The 14,532-nt window shown below is 50.3% G+C and carries 8 protein-coding genes and 1 tRNA gene; 5 read left to right on the top strand and 4 right to left on the bottom strand.

Annotated features, from left to right (window positions below; all coding sequences use genetic code 11):
• The first annotated feature begins 118 nt into the window (after positions 1-118).
• The 5 genes from BJJ97_RS08455 (at position 119) to BJJ97_RS08440 (ending at position 11,520) form a co-directional block, all read left to right on the top strand.
• The gene (locus tag BJJ97_RS08455; protein WP_227003578.1) at positions 119-4,324 is read left to right on the top strand and encodes a type I polyketide synthase; all 4,206 of its coding nucleotides are present in this window, start codon (positions 119-121) and stop codon (positions 4,322-4,324) included.
• On the top strand, positions 4,291-5,619 hold the full coding sequence (locus BJJ97_RS22270) for a phosphopantetheine-binding protein (RefSeq protein WP_227003577.1): 1,329 nt from the start codon (positions 4,291-4,293) through the stop codon (positions 5,617-5,619). The genes BJJ97_RS08455 and BJJ97_RS22270 overlap by 34 nt, the downstream gene beginning before the upstream one ends.
• 78 nt (positions 5,620-5,697) lie before the next feature.
• A complete protein-coding gene (locus BJJ97_RS08450; RefSeq protein ID WP_095993636.1) occupies positions 5,698-9,771 on the top strand; it encodes a non-ribosomal peptide synthetase in 4,074 nt (1,357 codons plus the stop codon).
• Between the two features lie 65 nt (positions 9,772-9,836).
• On the top strand, positions 9,837-10,463 hold the full coding sequence (locus BJJ97_RS08445) for a hypothetical protein (RefSeq protein WP_095993635.1): 627 nt from the start codon (positions 9,837-9,839) through the stop codon (positions 10,461-10,463).
• 40 nt (positions 10,464-10,503) lie between these two features.
• On the top strand, positions 10,504-11,520 hold the full coding sequence (locus BJJ97_RS08440; protein ID WP_095993634.1) for an NADP-dependent oxidoreductase: 1,017 nt from the start codon (positions 10,504-10,506) through the stop codon (positions 11,518-11,520).
• 60 nt (positions 11,521-11,580) lie between these two features.
• Here the strand turns inward: BJJ97_RS08440 and BJJ97_RS08435 are convergent.
• From BJJ97_RS08435 to folP, 4 genes are all read right to left on the bottom strand, one after another.
• Positions 11,581-11,667 (bottom strand) — tRNA-Leu (locus BJJ97_RS08435).
• A gap of 24 nt (positions 11,668-11,691) precedes the next feature.
• Positions 11,692-12,024 (bottom strand): preprotein translocase subunit SecG, encoded by a 333-nt coding sequence (gene secG / locus BJJ97_RS08430; protein ID WP_095993633.1) that lies wholly within the window; start codon positions 12,022-12,024, stop codon positions 11,692-11,694.
• A gap of 249 nt (positions 12,025-12,273) precedes the next feature.
• Positions 12,274-13,611, bottom strand: a complete 1,338-nt coding sequence (gene glmM / locus BJJ97_RS08425) for a phosphoglucosamine mutase (protein ID WP_010302570.1) — start codon at positions 13,609-13,611, stop codon at positions 12,274-12,276.
• 7 nt (positions 13,612-13,618) lie between these two features.
• The gene (folP, locus tag BJJ97_RS08420) at positions 13,619-14,452 is read right to left on the bottom strand and encodes a dihydropteroate synthase (protein ID WP_039274140.1); all 834 of its coding nucleotides are present in this window, start codon (positions 14,450-14,452) and stop codon (positions 13,619-13,621) included.
• Between the last annotated feature and the right edge of the window lie 80 nt (positions 14,453-14,532).

Below are 14,532 nucleotides of genomic sequence, written 5' to 3'. Positions count from 1 at the left end.
TCCCTTCTATATTCACGGCGTAAAGCGTCGTCTTCCTTCTCTGGATTTTATTCAGAGAAGGAAGGTTCATGATCTTTATCGTGACAGAAGGCGAATATATTCATGGTGAGGTAATTAAATGAAACAGCAAGAACAGTTCCGCGATAAGGATATTGCCATTGTAGGAATGTCGGCTCGATTTCCCGGCGCAGAAGATACCACGATATTTTGGCAAAACTTGTTAGACGGCGTGGAGACGATCAGCACATTCAGTGAAGAAGAACTGAGGGAGTCAGGCATTGAAGAAGAAATGATCGCCTCGCCCAACTATATTCGCCGCCGGGGCATTCTGGGTAACGCACAGCACTTTGACGCTAATTTTTTTGATATTACGCCCCGCGATGCCGAAATTATGGATCCACAGCATCGTGTCTTTTTGGAATGTTGCTGGCACGCGTTTGAAGATGCCGGCTACGTCCCTGCTACCTACTCTGGGAAAGTCGGCATATTCGGCGGAACGGGAACCGCCTGGCATTTGAGTAAAGCGAATGCCCATCCTGAAGTGCAGAAGTACGCCAGCGGTGCATCAGTCGTCACCAACAATGATAAAGACTACGTAACAACCCGAGTGTCTTACAAGCTTAACCTCAAAGGGCCGAGCGTTAACGTACAGACCGCCTGTTCAACTGCGATGGTCGCCGTCGTGATGGGCATGAACAGCCTGCTGAATGGGGAAAGCGATCTGATCGTCGCGGGCGGCGTTTCCGTGGATACGCCAGAGCGCCGAGGTTACTCCTATATGCAAGGCGGCATGGAATCCGCCGATGGCCGCTGCTATGCCTTCGACTCCCGGGCCAACGGTACGGTGTTCAGTCGTGGTGCTGGCGTGGTGTTATTGAAACGTCTGAATGACGCCGTACGCGACGGCGACCATATTTACGCCGTGCTGAAAGGCGGCGCAGTGAATAACGATGGTAACCTGAAAGCCGGTTTTACCGCACCGAGCATCAACGGGCAAATCGCCGTTGCCAAACAGGCGATCGCCAATGCGCAGCTTGATCCCGCTACCATCAACTTTGTTGAAGCTCACGGCACCGCAACGGCGCTGGGCGATCCTATTGAATTCACCTCACTCACACAGACGTTTCAGGAATACACGGATAAAACGCAGTATTGCCGTCTGGGATCGGTGAAAACCAACATTGGCCATACGGACGCGGCGTCAGGCATGGCTAGCCTCATCAAAGCCTCACTGGCGCTGGAAACCGGCAAACTGCCAGCCTCGCTTCATTTCGAATCGCCAAACCCTAACATTGAGTTTGAAACCAGCCCGTTCATCATGAACACCGAACTCAGTGAGTTGGAACCGTCGGAAACACCGCATCGCGCGCTGGTGAACTCTTTTGGCGTCGGCGGAACCAATGCCTGCATCATTCTGGAAGCGGCACCGTCGCTAAAAGCGGGCGATGCTCATGACGACAGTCTGCTGGTTTTGCCTTTCTCCGCGAAAAGCCGCACGGCGCTGGAAGACATGAAACATCGCCTGCGTGAGTATCTCAGCGCGCATGACGATGCCAATCTGGCAGATATCGCCTACACCTTGCAGGTTGGGAGACAAAAATTCTCTCACAGCACGGCTATTATCGGGAAGGATCGCGATTCCCTGCTGGCCAAGCTGGATCAGCCTTCACTGGTGGTGACGCAGCAAGGAAAAAATCAAAAATCCGTCGTGTTTATGTTCCCCGGACAGGGCAACCAATACGTCAATATGGCGCGAGAACTGTACGACACCTACGATGTTTTCCGCGCGAGCATGGACCAATGCTGTGACTATCTGGAGCCAATTCTGGACGTCAATCTGACGTCGATTATCTTTCAGGACAGCGACGATATCGCCGAGTCCCGCATCAATGAAACCCAGTTTACCCAGCCGTCCCTGTTCGTGGTGGAGTACAGTCTGGCAAAACTGTGGATGTCGTGGGGCATTCAGCCGGATGTCATGATCGGTCACAGCGTGGGGGAATACGTAGCAGCCTGCCTGTCCGGCGTGTTCTCACTGGAAGATGCACTGAAAGCCGTCGCGATGCGGGGCAAGATGGTACAGGCATTACCCGCGGGAGATATGCTTGCCGTCCTGCTCGATGAAGAAAGTCTGAAGGCCAAACTTCACGGCAGCAAGCTGGAAATTGCGGCAGTTAACTACCCTGGATTATGCGTCATCGCTGGTGCTTCAAACGATGTCACGCGTTTCCAGCAGCAGTTGGAAGACAGCAATATTTTCTGCAAACATCTGGATACCTCGCATGCTTTCCACTCACACATGATGGAACCCATGCTGCCTGCCTTCAAAAAGGTCATTGATAGCATCACGTTGCACGCGCCACAGATCCCATTTGTGTCTACCGTTAACGGCGAATGGGTGACGGAAGCGCTGGCGAAGAACAGCGACTACTGGGTGCGTCACGTACGCAACCCGGTACTGTTCTCTCATGCTTTCAAAACGCTGATGGCTGAAGAACATCACGATTTCGTGTTCCTTGAAGTCGGACCGGGGCGCTCGCTGGAATCGTCCGCCAAGCAGCATTTCAGCGCAGAAGACGGCGCGTTGATTTATGCCTCCTTGCCAACGGCGAAAGACGTGGCCTTATCCGGCGAACATCTCCTGTCGACGCTTGGTGCGCTTTGGGCCAGCGGCGTAAACGTTCCCTGGCATCAGCATCATCCAGAACAGCACCGTCGCCGCATCCCGCTGCCGGGCTACCCTTTCGAGCGTAAACGCTTCGCCCTGCCAGCCCTGTCGTCAGCCAGTAATGACATGCAGAGTGAGCAATCCGTTAAGGCTAAAAAGCGGAAACAGGCGGATATCGGCGATTGGTTCTATATGCCGACCTGGAAGAAAACCATTCCGGCGAAATACATGGCGGGCAAACGCGTTGACGCTGAGAACACCTGCTGGCTGCTCCTGACGGATACGCTGGGTATCGCCGAACGTGCGAAGCAGCTGCTGGAAAAGGACGGGCATAAGGTCTTTTTCGTCAGCCCGGGAACGCAGTATCAGGAAGCGCTTTCCGAAGGCCGCTACACCCTCGATGCATCCTCGCGTGCCGACTATGTCCGGCTACTGAAAAGCCTGACAGAACAAGGGCTACGCCCATCACGTATCCTGTATTTATGGAACCTGACGGCGGCGGAACAGGTCCAGCCGCTTGAGCACACTTATCTCTCCTCACCGCTGAACACGTTCTACCCTGCCCTCTATCTCCAGCAGGCGCTGGTGAACGAGAATTTGCTGGACGATCTGCATGTGACCTTCGCCACCAGCAACACGTTCAGCGTGATGGGGGAGCGCATCGCTTCACCAGAGAATGCGTTACTGGTCGGGCCGTCACGCGTGTTCTATCACGAGTATCCTGAAGTGCAATGCCACCTGGTGGATATCGATCTTAAACAAAACGCCGAACAGCTTGATGAGTTTGCCCACAGTCTGATTGCAGAAAGCCATATCGCAACACACGGCAATCTGGTGGCTTACCGCGGCAACCAGCGCTGGGAAGAAAGTTATCAAGCCGTGCATTTGGAAGAGGACACGATAGGCGATCCTGCTGAGATAAAACATGACGGCGTTTACCTCATTACCGGTGGCCTTGGCGGTCTGGGAATACTGGTCGCCAATCATCTGAGTGAGACAAGTAATGCAACGATAATTCTGACGTATCGTTCCGCTCTACCGCCGCGTGAAGCATGGCACCATTGGATCCAACAGCATCCGGTTGACGATCCTACCAGTGAAAAACTGGCAAGCATTTTACGTCTGGAAGCACATGGCAACGCAGTGCATTTAGCACAGGTGGATGTTTGTGACTATCAGGGAATGCGCGACATGCTATCCACATTCCCACAGATCGATGGGGTGTTCCATACTGCAGGTGTACCAGGCGGCGGCATCATTCCTTTGAAGAGTGACACCGATTGCGCCAACGTGCTCGATCCTAAAGTCGCAGGTTCGCTCATTCTGGATGAGCTGCTGCGGGACAAGCAGCCTGACTTCTTTATTCTGTTCTCTTCCATTACCGCAATTGTGGGTGATGAAGCCCGTATCGATTACTGCTCGGGTAACGCGTTTATGGATTCCTTTGCGCATTATCGCAACCAGCATCGTCGTGGCCGTTCAGTATCAATAAATTGGGGACAATGGGGCGATGTCGGTATGGCTGCCCGTTGGAACAAACAGTTAGAAGAGAAGAAAAATAGCAAAATACCTGTCGCTGAGGCAATCTCGGGGATTTACTCACGCTCATTGCACGTGAAAATATGCAGGAAAGCTATCAGGTCAATCTCACCGTAAACGACTGGGTTATCGATGAGCACCGCCTTGCGAAACAACCTTCACTGGTGGGAGCGACGATCTTATCGCTGCTGCATGAATTCATGACATGTTTTAAGCCTCAGGAAAACCTTCAGGTCAAAAACCTGATGATGACCAAGCCAATTATCTATACCGATGCCTGGCCTCGATTTATGCGACTGTTCGTCACGCAAGAGGGGAAAGGCTATCAATTTAGCCTCAAGAGCCGGGGTGTACTTGAACTGACATGGCAAGAGCACGCATTCGGGGCAATAGGCCACGGCGTTCAGGTGCCTGACATCGTGCCGTCATCGTTCGATGCTATCAAACAGCGCTTCACGAACAAACTCCCCTATTCACCCTTTGTTACCGAGCTGGGAAACGCCAGTACTGGCGATAATTTTCTCTCTTTCAGTCAACGCTGGAACAATCATAGTGAGATCTTCCAAGGGGATAGTGAGTGGTTGATACACAAAGTGTTGGGGAGCGAATATGAGCACGATTTGACGCGTTATCCGTATCATCCTGCGATCATCGACTCAACAGCAATATCCTGCATTATCCTGATGACCACGAATAATTACTTACCAATCAGCTATGGGAAAATGGTCTTCCTGTCTCCATTGGAAAAAGAGTGCTACGCCCACGTCAAACTCAAACAGGCGTACCAGCCGCAGGATAGCGCCATCGTCATGGATATCACGTTCTTTTCATCGGCAGGCGTTCCGCTGCTGACACTGGAAAATTACACGCTGATGAAGATGACGCAGGGCAATCAGGTCTCCATGTCGGCAAACGTTTCAGCGGCAGCCACCGCAGCAGTAAAAGTGAATCTGGCAGATAAAGACATTATGTTGCCTGAAGGAATTGACGCAATGAAACGCCAGTTTGCTCATCTGGAATTTGAGCAAATCGTGATCGTCACCAGCGATTTGGACCAGCTCATTTATGAGACGATTCCAGAACAGGAAACACCTGAGTCTATCTTGCAGGACAATGAAGCGACGGAAGGGTATTCCAGACCTGCGCTCTCTGTCGACTATGTTGCACCAGAAAACGATATTGAAAAGGAAATCATCAAAGTCTGGCAGTCCATTCTGGGGATCTCTGGGATCGGGGTTAACGACAGCTTTACTGAACTGGGCGGTAACTCGCTGCTGGCAGTACAGGTCGTTTCTACTGTCTCGGGCATCTTTGAAATCGATATCCGCGTTGACCTGTTTTACCAGAACCAGACGGTGAAAGGGTTAGCCACGCTGATTCTCACTGAACTGGAATCCTTACTGCAAGAATAAACACACGAAGGCCTTCTACAGTCATGTCGAAGGCCTTCCTCATTGTGAAAACAGAAAGTCACAACACGAGACTCGACAATGGCACAGAATCCTACCGGAAAACTCACTTCACTGAGTATTGATGAACTCAAAAAGCTGGCAAAAGAAAAAAAGAAAGCGGGTGGCACGCAAGCAGGTAAAACTATTTCCCTGCCCACTTCGCCAGGCAGAGTGCATTTCCCCATGACCAGCGCCCAGAAGAGTATCTGGATACTTTCCCAGTATCTCGACAATAATCAGGTCTATAATAATCCCTATGTTCTCGCCAGTAGGATTGAACATGAAATGGAGCCACATCGCATCCAGCAAACACTTAACTATATAATGAAGCAACATGACATTCTACGAACGACATTCCGTTTAGTCGATAATGAAGTGTGCCAGTGTATTGCTGACGAGATGTCCTTTCCTTTTCATTTTGATGATATCTCCGCATTCAGCGAAGAAGACATTGAAAAACACATCTCAAATATGTCAAAAGAACAAGGGAAGATTATCTTTGATCTGGAGAATGGTCCATTAGTCTATCTCCACATGGTCAAAACCCATCAGTACGACTATGTCCTTTTCCTGACATTTCACCACATTATTTCCGATGGGTGGACACTAAATCTGTTCATAAAGATGTTAATAGAGAACTACTTTCGCCTGTTGCAGGGGGATACGCTGCACATCGAAAAAACGCTCCAATTTTCCGATTACGCTCTGGCAGAAAACCGATGGTATTCCCAAGGTGAATACCAGACAGGACTGTCCTATTGGGCTAAGAGACTGGATGGCATCGCGGGGCAACTAGATTTGGCAACGGACTATCCTCGCCCCGCAAAAATGAGTACCACTGGAGGGATTGTCATCGATTATTTTGACGAAGCTTTCAGTCAGCGCTTAAAAGATTGTGCAACACAGCATCGAGCAACACAATTTCATATTATTCTCACGGCCTATAAAATCCTGCTACACAAATACAGCGGACAGCAGGAAATTATCATTGGCGTACCTTTTGCCAATCGAAATTTACCAACCACGCAAAATATGATGGGGTTATTCATGAACACCCTACCATTACGCTTTGATATTATTTCCGATATCAGTATTAACGATCTCATTGATGCTGCTCGCCTCGAATGTGAAGAGGCCATGAAATATCAAGATGTGCCATTCAATTATATTCTGGATGAAATAACCTATACTCGTAACCCCCAAATAAACCCCATATTTCAGGCAATATTGACGTATCAGGTATTCCCTCATTTTCACAGTCGAAATAGCGGAATAAAATATAAACCGCTAAAGGTCGATTATGGCAGTGCCAAAGTAGACCTAAATTTATGGATAGAGGAAGATAGAGATAGCAACGGTTTGCTGTTTACTATGAACTACAGCAATGCATTATTTTCCAGCGCCACCATCGAGCGTATGCTAAGCAACCTGCGTACTATTATCGAAACGATAATCACCCAGCCGCAGTTAACCGTCCGAGATATCTCACTGTTAAGCGACGAAGAACGTCACGCGGCAATCGCACAATGCCACCCGACCACGAATACATTCCCGCCTGCGGTTCATCGGCAGTTTGAACAACAGGCACGGCAACATCCCGATGCCATCGCGGTTCGCTGTGAAGGCCGCTCGTTCAGCTATGCTCAGCTCAATGAACGGGCAAACCAGCTGGCTCATCAGCTCCAGAAAGACGGCATTGCTCATGGCGAGTGTGTCGCGCTGTTCATGCCGAAAAGCGAGTATTACGTCGTCGCGATTCTGGCCGTGTTAAAAGCAGGTGGATGCTATGTTCCAATCGATATCGATCTCCCTGAACAACAGGTTGAGTTCATCCTGCAAAATTCCGCCGCCCGCTGTGTCATCATTGACGAACAGGCGCCCAGTGATAAGCTCCCCTGCCTCTACGTAAGACAAAACCGCAGTATGATGCCGGTAAGCAATCCATCGCAGCCACAGGTTACGGATGGCCCGGCTTACATCATTTATACCTCGGGCAGTACCGGCAAACCGAAAGGCGTTCGAGTCAAACACTCGCAGCTTAGCCACTACTGTCAAGCCATTCGGTCCGTGCTCAACCTGCCGCCCGATGCCCGCTACGGCATGTTTTCATCCTTCACAACCGATTTGGCACACACGGTACTGTTCCCCGCGCTGATTCATCAGGGTCAGTTAGACGTGATCAGCACGGAATTACTCCGCTCCCCACAGGAGCTGTTCGCTTATCTGGCGCAATACCCAGTCGATTGCATGAAGATTACGCCGTCGCATTTAGCGACGTTATTGACGTCACCGCAGGCTGAAGCGCTGTTGCCTCGCCAGTTGCTGGTTATCGGTGGAGAACGCGTTCCTCTGTCACTCATCAAGCGCGTACGCGAATTCCGAACATCTTGCCGCATCCTCAATCATTATGGCCCAACCGAATGCACCGTCGGCGTCACCACGTATCCGGTACCGGACGATCTCAGTCTCCTTTCAGGCGACTATCTACCCATCGGTAAGCCGCTGTCTGATAGCCATGTTCTGCTGCTCGATACTTATCACCAGCTCGTTCCGACCGGCTTACCGGGCGAAATTTATCTGGGCGGCTCGCATGTCGCAGAAGGGTACATCGGTCTGCCAGATCAAAATAACGCACGCTTTATTCCTCACCCTTATCTTGAAGGCGAGCGGCTTTATCGCAGCGGTGACAAAGGCCGTTTCCTGCCTGATGGCAATCTTGAATTTATGGGGCGCTTGGATCGTCAGGTTAAAGTACGCGGCTACCGTGTTGAGCTGACGGAGATCGAACAGGCATTGCAACAGGTTGCTAATGCGACCCACGTTGCTATTAAACAAAACACGCTGCCCAACGGGGAAACCGTCTTAACCGCGTACCTGTGCGGCATTGATGAACCCAGTCAGTCCACAGTAAAAACAGCGCTGCAAAAAAAACTGCCAGACTATATGCAGCCAGAACGCTGGGTATGGCTAGACGCGATGCCATTAACCGCCAGCGGTAAGATAAATTACGCTGCATTACCCCTGCCCTCAGCAGAAAAGCGCATAGCATTCCATGCCCCGGAAAATCAGCGTGAACACGACCTGCATGAAATTTATCGCGACATTTTACAAAGCGAGACGATTGATACGCAGGAGAGCTTCTTTACCCTTGGAGGGAATTCTCTCAGCGCATTAAAGCTCATCCTGAGCGTTAATCAGCATTTTGGGACATCCCTGTCTCTGGGGCAGCTGTTCGAAAACAGCAGCATTGCCCAGTTGGCCCGCGTGATTGAAGAGAAGGGAGCACAGACTCAAGTCGCAAGGGTGACGATCAATCGTGGACAGCCTGAAGATAACCCCACTTTGCTTTTGATCCATCCAGCTGGCGGTAACGTGCTGTGCTATTCCGGGCTGGCGCGTGAATTGGGCGAGCGCTATCCGATCTATGGCATCCAAGTGCCCGATTTCAGCGTTAACCAGCCTTATAACGCCAATATCAAAGCGCTTGCCGCTTTCTATCTCTCAGAAGCTGGCGACATCGTTCATCACTCTCGTCTGGTACTCGGAGGATGGTCTCTCGGTGCAACTATCGCCTTTGAAATGGCACAGCAGCTCGCGAAAAAAGGCATAACACCGACGGTATTAGTGTTGGACCAGCCTGCGCCGGAGATCAACATCGACGGTTCTGCAGACATGAGCGAGGCTGAACGTCTGGCGTATTTTGCCCATAAAGTGGCTTTGTTTACCGGTGCGTCTTTCGATCTTTCAGAGCAATCGCTTTTAGGCATGAGTAATGAGCAGCGCACGACACGTTTTCTGGCAGAGTTTAAGCGTGTGGGACTCGTTCCTGACGAGATTGGGCCGCAAGAGTTTCAGGATTTTCTCAATATCTTACAATCACATATTTACGCAGCGGAGACCTACCGTAGCGAGCCTTACCCTGGAAACCTACTGGTCGTCGAAGCGGAAGATATTTTACCTGGGCGAATCCGCCTGCCCGAATCCGGGCTAGGGTGGCATCGTCTGACCGAAGGATGTCTGACCGTACTGACAGCTTCTGGCGATCATATCTCCATGATGAACACACCGCATATTTCACGCATAGCAGAGAAGCTAGAGCGCGTATTGCGATAGCACATCCGCCGTCTACGGTTTCAAATGTTTAACGGCGGCTTTATCACATAAGCGAGGAGAAGCAAATGAGCGATACACCGTCGTTAACCGTTTGGCAATATCTGGTATCACGCGATGCCATCCTAACCATTATCTTACCAATTATTATTTACAATATCGCTTTCTGGCAATGGGGGGCGGGAGCTGCATTATTAATTACAGCTGTCTATTCTGGTGTCCTGCAATATATCAGTCGGTGGAAAGGCTACTTGCCGATCATCGCCCTTATTTTGGTCTCAGGACTAAGCCATTATCTTTATTTGGAAGGGTATATGCTGTTTGATATCAGGCAGGAGAGCGTCTTTTTATCCGTCAGCGGCGCAATATCTACCGTGATTATCTTCAGCATTTACAGCATGCTCGGGCGTCCGGTCATACAGACATTAGCGGAACAAGCTACGCCAAGACTGAAAACACTTCCTAACTATGGCACCCCACGGTACACCAAAATATGGAACGAAGTCTCATTGGTGTGGATTTTGGCCTATCTGATAAAAGCTATCGTCATTTATACCCTTTCACACCGATCTGGATTACCAATGGATACCCTCGTCCTGATCAGCGGCTGGCCTCTAACATTGTTGCTCGTAATTTTCAGCTTCAAATGGCCAAAATATCGCTGGTCTTCACATGCGAACGATAACGCTGTCTGAATCAGCCATCAAGCCATGAATGATGAATATAGGGAATATTATGAACCCGTTAACAAATAAACTAATCGTACTCGCTCACCATCCTGATGGCCCAGCCCAATTAGAACACTTCAGGCTTGATGAACGTCACATCGATGCGTTACAACCCGGCGAATACATAGTTGAAAATAAGTGGCTATCTATTGACCAATACACGCGCGCTCGACTCAGCAAAAATACAGCCCTTGTTAGCCCTATCAAGCCCGGGGAGGTTATTCAAGGGGAAACTATAGGTAATATCATAGCAACGAAGAATCCAAAATTTCAGGTTGGAGACTGCGTATTCACCTTTTCAGGCTGGCAGAAATACTATATTGGTACACCTCAGGATTTTATTACTCATCGCGTACTGCCGACGACCTTATCACCTTCTATTTTTTTGGGGGCAGCAGGAACACCAGGGCGTTCCGCTTATTTTGGCTTGAATAAAATAGCCAAACCCAAAGCGGGAGAAACGTTGGTAGTATCCGCTGCATCAGGGGGCGTAGGTTCCGTCGTCGGTCAGTTAGGTAAACAGGCAGGATGTCGGGTTGTCGGTCTGGCTGGAAGCGAAGAGAAATGCCGCTATGTTGTTGAGACATTAGGCTTTGACGCCTGTATTAATTATAAAGAAGATGACTTAAATCACGCCTTACGAGCTGCCTGCCCTAACGGGATTGATATCTATTTTGAAAATGTTGGCGGCAGAGTTTCGCTCTTCGTTGCCAGGTTGCTTAACGAAGGTGCCAGAGTTCCCGTTTGTGGCAGCGCGGCACTCTATAATCAAGGGCAGGATGTTGATGCTTCAAGCCCGGTAGCATTTTTCTCTTCTTTGCCCGATGCCCCTCTGAGCCGTTTTTTTCTCGTCACCGAGTGGTTCAAAGACTACGCAGAAGCGGACATTTGGCTACTCGATGCCGTTGAGAAAGGGCGATTGAAATACCGAGAGAATATTATTGAGGGAATAGAGAATGCGCCTCAAGCCTTTATCGACTTATTAGACAGCAAGCACTTTGGCAAGCAGTTAGTGCGCCTGTAAGGCAGAGCCATACATTAAAGACAAAAAAATAGACGTCTATCGACGTCTATTTTTTTATGTTGGTACCGAGGACGGGACTTGAACCCGTAAGCCCAATCGGGCACTACCACCTCAAGGTAGCGTGTCTACCAATTCCACCACCACGGCATCACAATTACTGCTTTAAAACGCTTACTTCGGAATGTCACTCGCCGGCGTTGAAGGCGCAGCAGGCGTTGTCGTCTGCTCTGCTTTTTCTGGCTGGTTCAGGTTGTCCCATGTTCCGCCTCTTTTCTGCAGCGAACTTAAGTTGCCCAGAATGAGACTGATAATGAAGAACAGGGTCGCCAGTATCGCTGTCATGCGGGTCATGAAATTACCAGAGCCGCTCGAACCGAACAAAGTTGCAGAAGCACCTGCTCCGAACGAGGCCCCCATATCAGCACCTTTACCCTGCTGAAGCATGATCAAGACAACCAGCCCGATCGATACTAACAGGAAAATCACTAATAGAGCTTCGTACATAGTCGTACCCGTTAACCGTTTTCCCCATGATTCATGGAGATGCTATATTCTGGCGGTAAACCGCGTGTCATTCCGCTAAGCAGGATGTAGAACATCCCTTATCAAGCGGGTCTGAATACTAACCAAAGGATGTGGCGTACGCAAGGGTAATTTGGTCACCACAGGTTGATTGCAGAAAAAAACAGCGGCTTTCGACGCAAGATACCTATCGAAAGCCTTATCTACCTGATTGGCGAATCAAAAACGCCCTCAACCAGCGGCTTTCACCGCATCGGCAATACGATTCGCCAACGCGATTACCGTCTCTTCGTGTTCACCCTCAACCATGACGCGGATGAGTGGCTCAGTACCGGATTTACGCAGCAATACCCGCCCGCGTCCGGCCAGTTCTTTTTCCACATCCTGCGTAATCTGCTGCACATTTTTGTCTTCCAGCGGATCGTGTTCACCCGTAAACCGCACATTGACCAAAATCTGTGGAAACAGCTTCATACCGCTGCATAAATCATGCAGGCTCATATGGTTTTTCACTATCGCGGTAAGGACTTGCAAACCGGCAATCACACCGTCGCCCGTCGTGGTTTTGTCCAGCAGGATCACATGACCGGAGTTTTCTGCCCCGATGCGCCAGCCTTTTGCCTGCATCATTTCTAATACATAGCGGTCACCCACTTTGGCACGAGCAAACGGGATACCCAGCTGCTTTAACGCAACCTCAAGCCCCATGTTACTCATCAGCGTGCCAACAGCGCCACCACGTAGTTGCCCTTGGCGTAGACCTTCGCGAGCAATAATATACAGAATCTGATCGCCATCGACCTTGTTGCCTAAATGGTCGACCATGATGAGCCGATCGCCATCGCCGTCAAACGCCAGACCAACATCCGCTTTTTCAGCGAGCACGCGTGCCTGTAGCTGTCTGACGTCCGTCGCACCACATTCTTCATTGATGTTCATCCCATCTGGCTCACAGCCAATCGCGATGACTTTAGCACCAAGCTCGCGCAGTACGCTGGGGGCGATATGATAGGTCGCACCATTGGCACAATCGACGACTATCTTTAAACCATTAAGGCTCAGCTCGCTCGGGAACGTTCCCTTGCAAAATTCGATGTAGCGTCCGGCAGCGTCAACAATGCGGCTGGCTTTACCTAATTCAGCAGACTCAACACACGTCAGCGGTTTTTCCAGTTCAGCTTCGATTGCTTCTTCTACGTCATCCGGCAGCTTGGTGCCGTCAATTGAGAAGAATTTAATGCCGTTGTCGTAATACGGATTGTGAGAAGCAGAAATCACGATACCTGCTTCAGCACGGAACGTACGGGTAAGATAAGCAACCGCAGGCGTCGGCATCGGGCCGGTAAAAGAAGCCGACAACCCCGCAGCCGCCAGCCCAGCTTCCAGCGCAGATTCCAGCATATAGCCAGAAATACGCGTATCTTTGCCGATGATAATCTTACGAGAACCATGTCGCGCGAGAACTTTCCCAGCAGCCCAACCCAGTTTAAGCACAAAATCAGGGGTAATCGGCGTATCACCAACCTTGCCACGTACACCATCGGTACCAAAATATTTGCGGTTACTCATCTCGTTTTTATTCCTTCGCAGAAAGGGTGGCCTCAACAATGCGCATGGCATCAGCCGTTTCTTTAACATCGTGCACGCGAATAATCTGTGCTCCCTGCATCGCCGCGATCACTGCGCAGGCGATGCTGCCATGAACACGCTGCGCAGGCGGTACGTTGAGGATCTGTCCAATCATGGATTTCCTCGACATGCCAACCAGAAGAGGCAGTTCAAAACGATGTAACTCGCTCAAGCGAGCCAGAAGCGCATAATTATGGGCAAGATTCTTACCGAATCCGAACCCAGGATCCAGCAATAGCTTACTTTTCGGAATATTGGCGTTCACACAGCGATCAATCTGCTGCTGCAAGAAATCGCCAATGTCCTGCATAAGATCATCATAGTGCGGTTTGTGCTGCATGGTTCTCGGCATACCCTGCATGTGCATCAGGCATACTGGCAAACCTGTAGCTGCAGCCGCCTCCAGAGCACCGGGCTCTTGCAAAGCGCGGATATCATTAATCAGATGTGCTCCCGCCTGCGCCGATGCCGTCATCACTTCCGGCTTTGACGTATCGACCGATATCCATACGTCAAAGCGTTTAGCAATGGCTTCAACCACAGGCACTACACGGTCTAGCTCTTCTTCCGTACTAACTTCAGCCGCACCGGGACGCGTCGATTCACCGCCAATATCAATCAGGGTCGCACCAGCGTTAACCATCTCCTGAACGTGCAATAATGCCGCATCGAGTTTGTTGTGTTTGCCACCATCGGAAAAAGAGTCCGGCGTGACGTTAAGAATACCCATGATGTGTGGGCAGGAAAGATCCAGCGTTGAATCTCTGGCAACCAGCTGCATGATTTACCTCCGCATTCTGGTGTAGTTAGCATGAAATGTGATTCGAAGAATCACTCCCAGTAAAAAACCCCAGCCTGAGC

The organism is Pectobacterium polaris (genome assembly GCF_002307355.1).
Classification (GTDB): domain Bacteria; phylum Pseudomonadota; class Gammaproteobacteria; order Enterobacterales; family Enterobacteriaceae; genus Pectobacterium; species Pectobacterium polare.
Note: the sequence above shows the minus strand (reverse complement) of the source record. Positions and strands in the feature narration are given on the sequence as shown.